5 protein-coding genes are annotated in these 5083 nt (G+C 33.6%); 2 read left to right on the plus strand and 3 right to left on the minus strand.

Annotated elements, in window-relative coordinates:
- The first annotated feature begins 294 nt into the window (after positions 1–294).
- Positions 295–1164, plus strand: coding sequence for a MurR/RpiR family transcriptional regulator (locus ABS911_RS14130; protein WP_350468088.1), 870 nt, complete (start codon positions 295–297; stop codon positions 1162–1164).
- A gap of 44 nt (positions 1165–1208) precedes the next feature.
- On the opposite strand, the gene ABS911_RS14135 is transcribed toward ABS911_RS14130, so the two are convergent.
- Positions 1209–2186, minus strand: a complete 978-nt coding sequence (locus ABS911_RS14135; RefSeq protein ID WP_350453502.1) for a Gfo/Idh/MocA family protein — start codon at positions 2184–2186, stop codon at positions 1209–1211.
- A 322-nt stretch (positions 2187–2508) separates the two neighbouring features.
- Positions 2509–3525, minus strand: a complete 1017-nt coding sequence (locus ABS911_RS14140) for a Gfo/Idh/MocA family oxidoreductase (RefSeq protein ID WP_350468089.1) — start codon at positions 3523–3525, stop codon at positions 2509–2511.
- A 268-nt stretch (positions 3526–3793) separates the two neighbouring features.
- Here ABS911_RS14140 and deoC point away from each other — a divergent pair, with 268 nt between their 5' ends.
- Positions 3794–4480: a deoxyribose-phosphate aldolase gene (gene deoC, locus ABS911_RS14145; protein WP_350453504.1), complete on the plus strand. Its 687-nt coding sequence runs from the start codon at positions 3794–3796 to the stop codon at positions 4478–4480.
- 134 nt (positions 4481–4614) lie between these two features.
- On the opposite strand, the gene ABS911_RS14150 is transcribed toward deoC, so the two are convergent.
- Positions 4615–5083, minus strand: a 469-nt coding sequence (locus tag ABS911_RS14150; protein WP_502880554.1) for a Rossmann-fold NAD(P)-binding domain-containing protein, incomplete at its 5' end; no start/stop codon positions are given.

Consider the following 5083-nt stretch of genomic DNA (forward strand, 5'->3'; position numbering starts at 1 on the left):
GTTCAAATCAAAAATGTGTAAAATGGCTTCTTTTATATAAATCATCTTGTTCCCTCCGTTTTCAGTCACGCTTTTTAGTATCTCACAAATTAGGTTTTCGTAAAAGTAAAATTCTTTAGAAAAAAAGAGAAGGTTACAAACACAAAAAGAAACAAGAGCAGAAGGGAGGCATGGAATAGGCTCCTCTTCAACCGTTGTCTCTTTTTATTTATAGAAAAACCCTCTTACACTCGCGGTTAGATAGTAAAGTACAACTAAATGAGATAAAATTAAGTTATAAAGGAGTTGTTGAATGTGGTACAAGTATTAAATAAGTTGAAAGACCAAACGAACTTTACGAATACGGAAATGAGAATTGCTGACTACATCATCCAAAATATCACCACGATTCCTACGATCTATATTGAGGATTTAGCAAAATTAACATACACTTCTCACTCAACCATTATCCGTCTCTGTAAAAAAATTGGGTATGATGGATTTAGAAGTTTTAAGGACGCGATTTCAAGTGTAGTTTATAACCAACTGCATCTGCCTAGTGAAGTGGATGTAAATTTCCCCTTTAAACAAGAAGATTTAACCATGGATATAGCTAAGAATATGGCAAATTTAACGATTGATACAATAAAAAAAACGTTAAATCAATTAGATGAAGATTTACTACAATCCGTTGCAGAATTACTTTTCAAGTCTGAGCGTATTTTTCTGTTTTCTCGTGGTGATTCACAAGTTCGAGCTAGAAGTTTTCAAAATAAATTAGTAAAGATTAATAGATTCGCGATTATCTCTGAAGAATATGCAGATGAGGCATGGAATGCATCTAACCTCACTCCAAAAGATTGTGCGCTATTTCTATCTTATAGTGGAACTAGTCCTCAATATAAGCGCATTTTACAACATTTTTCTAACAAAAAGATCCCAACCATTTTGATAACAGGAAATATAGATTCTGTTTTGACTAAGGTAGCTACCAAAACGATAGCGGTAGTCCAAGAAGAATACGATTTTGTAAAGGTAGGAACTTTTGCATCACAAATTGCCTTTCAATATGTATTAGACACATTATATTCTATTTTATATGCAAAAGAATACAGAAGTAATTTGGAAAATTTAAAAGAAAAACAGTCACTCATTCAAAATGGAATTTTGTCTGAAGAGCTATGACCTATTCCTAAATTGAAAAAGCACCTGTTTTTTATTTTGAAAATTTATCCTAATACTATACCTGCAGATTCTAATCCTTTATCTACAATGGACATCACCATTTCACTATGATCAAGGTGTTTTGTCATAGTTTCAAAGTCGGTTTCTCTTATGATTCTTTCGAATTCGGTAAATTCCTCATACATCCGATGCGTATGCACTTTAGAATCAACGATTTCGCTCTTATTTTGATGATCGATTACAGTAAAACGGTCGATGGTGCTTGTAGGTCCTTCAATAATGATGGCTCCTTTTTCGCCTTGGATAATGGTTCGTATCGGAGCTGTAGAATCTTTAGCACCTATACAGACTACTTTTTTATCCCCATAATCAAGACTTAATATGCCAGAAGTATCAATTCCATTTTCAACATTTGCCAAATAGTTTACTTTTTGGGGCTCCCCAAAAAGACCCGTTACAAAATGAATATTGTAAATATTAATATCCATTAAAGCTCCCCCGCCCATTTTAGGATTGAAAGCCGGTAACACCTCTCCTTTTTTAAAGGCATCATACCGTGAAGAGTACTGTGAATAATTGCATTCAATAATTTTAATATCTCCAATAGTATTGAGGGCTTCTTTGATCTTTTTATAATTGGTTAAGTATTGATTGGTTATAGCTTCTAACAACAAGACGTTGTTCGTTAAAGCTAGTTCTCTTAGTTCTTTCATTTCAGATGAATTTAAGGTAAAAGGCTTTTCACAAATAACATTTTTTTTATTCAGTATGGCTTGTTTAGCAAATGAAAAATGCAAATGATTGGGTAATGCAATATAGACGGTATCGATATTCTTACTGTTTAAACATTCTTCATAATTAGTTGAGACTTGACGAATGCCATAGTTGTCTTTTAAAATCTTCATTTTATCAATACTTCTATTCGTTCCTACGATTGCTTCTAAGTGAATCTCTGGAATATCACAGACCATAGTTAAAAAATCATTTACTATCATTCCAGAACCTATAATTGCGAGTTTCATTATAAACCTTCTTTCTTAGTTGGGTAATCATTGTTTTTTATTACTTAACAAAGGGTGTTGATACAACCAAATAAAATTATTTCTTCTGGAATAGACGGGTTTGCTTGTGGAGAGCCATGTGACCGTCTGAAGCCTTTTGTCTTCAGACTTACAAGCCTTAAACAGAGCGTAATCGCTGAAGCGCTAACGCTTTGTCATTCGCATTGAATCATTAGATATGGCTACAAGCAACCCTTAATCCTTCAGAAATATCCTATAATCAATTTAACTAATCTATCAACACTAAAAATTATAGAGCCGATTTTTTAAACGAATTGATAAGTTAGTATTTAATACTTTGAATACCTTCTTCAAGTATTTCTAGTTGACGAATGGTTTCTTCATCTTTTACTAGTTTATCTTTTCCGTTTATGATGGTTTCATATAACCCTTCGTAAATACGACTATAATCCCCAATTTCTGAAATGACTTTCTCTTCATGATAAAGGCCATTAGCATCTACATAGGTAACAGTACCGTAATGTTCGGGCGTATCTATTCCAAAATCAGGATTAGTTGGCAGATAGAATAATTTTAAGTGTTCTTCTTGTCTATCTTTTTCGTGCTTAATAAACATCCCTTTTTTACCATATAGCACAAAACTTGGCCGTGATTTTATTCTAAAGTAACTTGATTTAACCGATACTTTTATTTTTGAATAGTAAAAATCCAAGTCAAAATAATCATTCATTCGATTCGGACCTAATAATTGTCTCACATCATAATGAATAGAATCTGGATCTCCAAAATAAGAAAGAACTTGATCAATGGTATGACAGCCATGTCCATACAAATAACTACCAGCGGCTGATAATGCTGTACTGTTTTCTGGAACTTCTGGTCTGAAATAATCATAGTGCATTTCAACTTCTAATAATTCACCAATAACGCCACTTTCAATAACTTTTTGAGCAGTTAGAAAATCTGAATCGTAGCGTCTGTTTTGGTAACATTGCACGATTAAATTTTTTGATTTTGCTAACTCAAATAGTTCTTTTGCTTCTTGAGCTGTTTCGGTAAAAGGTTTTTCAACGAGTGTGTTTTTCCCGTTTTCTAGAGATAATTTTGCAAACTTGAAATGCAATGAATTTGGAAGGCAAATAGCCACCAACTGAATTTCTGGATCATTCCAAATATCCTCTAAATTCTTTGTGTAGTTGACTCCAGGAATTTTATCCCAAGTGCTATCCTCATGACGCGAATAAATTGTTTTCACTTTAACGTGCTCTGCTTTTAATGCGAAAGGTAAATGATAGCGGTTCGTACTTTTTCCGTTTCCGATATAAGCCATGGTTAACATTTAAAAACCTCCTATAGTATCTGTTAATTAGAGTATATATGAAAATGATTGAAATAAGCTGTTATTCATCCATTAAGGTTCTCATGTTCTTTTTTCTTCTAAATAAAGTGATATAAATTGAACATTATGTTCATAAATGACCTCAGATAAATTTTTAGGAACTTTTTATTTGAAATTAGGCAAAATTGAATCTTATATCTGCATGTTATACGTAGCGACATTAATTGTGATAAAATGAAACCGAATTCAACAAGAGGAGGAAGAAAAAATGACATTTCAATTGAGCGTAACCGAGCTAGCAAATATTGTGGATCATACTTTATTAAAAGCAGACGCAAAGAGATCTGGATTTGAAAAATTGTGTCAAGAAGCTGAGGATTATGGTTTTAAAATGGTGGCTATCAATTCAGCGCCTGTTTCTCTATGTAGAGAGTTGTTAAAAGAAAGTTCAGTTCATGTAGGAGCAGCGATTGGTTTTCCGCTAGGCCAGACCACAATTGCTACGAAAGTTTTTGAAGTTACAGATGCCATTAAAAATGGAGCCGGTGAAATCGATTATGTGATCAATATTGGCGAATTAAAAGAAGGTAACTTAGCTTATATTGAACAAGAAATGAAAGAAATTGTAGCAGTATGCCAAACAAATAATGTTTTAAGTAAAGTAATTTTGGAAAATTGTTATTTGACAGATAAAGAAAAAATTGCTGTCTGCGAAATTGCTAAAAGAGTGAAACCAAATTTTGTGAAAACATCAACTGGTTTTGGTACTGGTGGTGCCACAGTTGAAGATGTAAAACTAATGAAAGAAATAGTTGGAGCAGACGTTAAGGTTAAAGCAGCAGGAGGGATACGTGATTTTTCAACTGCTAAAGCAATGGTGGAAGCTGGTGCTGAACGTTTAGGAACGAGTTCAGGGATTAAAATTGTTAACGAATATAGAGCACTCGTTAAGTAGAAAAACCACGAAAGAACAAGTAATGAAAGGGTTAGACTGCCTTTATCGAAAGTAAAACAAGTAAAAATAAACCTTATTAAGGCTTATTCTTACTTGTTTTTTTTTTGATTGAAGAACAGAATCAGTATAAATAGTTATTGTTGTAAGAATTCTTTTAGAGCATCAACTAGTGGTGTAAGTGGTTTACCTAACGTCTTTTCAAAATCGTTCGAAATAACATCTAATTCACCGTTACGAATATCATTTTGGATCATTAAGATAAACCCAACAACTGGCTCAGGAATACCGTTGCTGGTTAATGATGACTGGTAGTCTGCATCACTTAGCTCGATGACCTCGAATGCTGTGCCACTAGCAACTTTAAGAGCCTCTGCTAATTCTACATACGTAATAGGATTGCCTGATAATTCAAGTACTTCTGGTGTGGCTGCTTTTCCAGTTAAGACATTGATGGCAGCTTCGGCATATTCACGTTTTAACGCCCAACCCGTTTTTCCTTCCCTAGCAGAGTACATAAAAGTGTGGCCAGCTACTGCAGCATTTAGCGTGTCCTTTTCGTTTTCTATATACCAGTTGTTGCGTAAAAAAGTGTGGGAAATGTTG

The sequence above is a fragment of the Carnobacterium sp. genome (assembly GCF_040274425.1).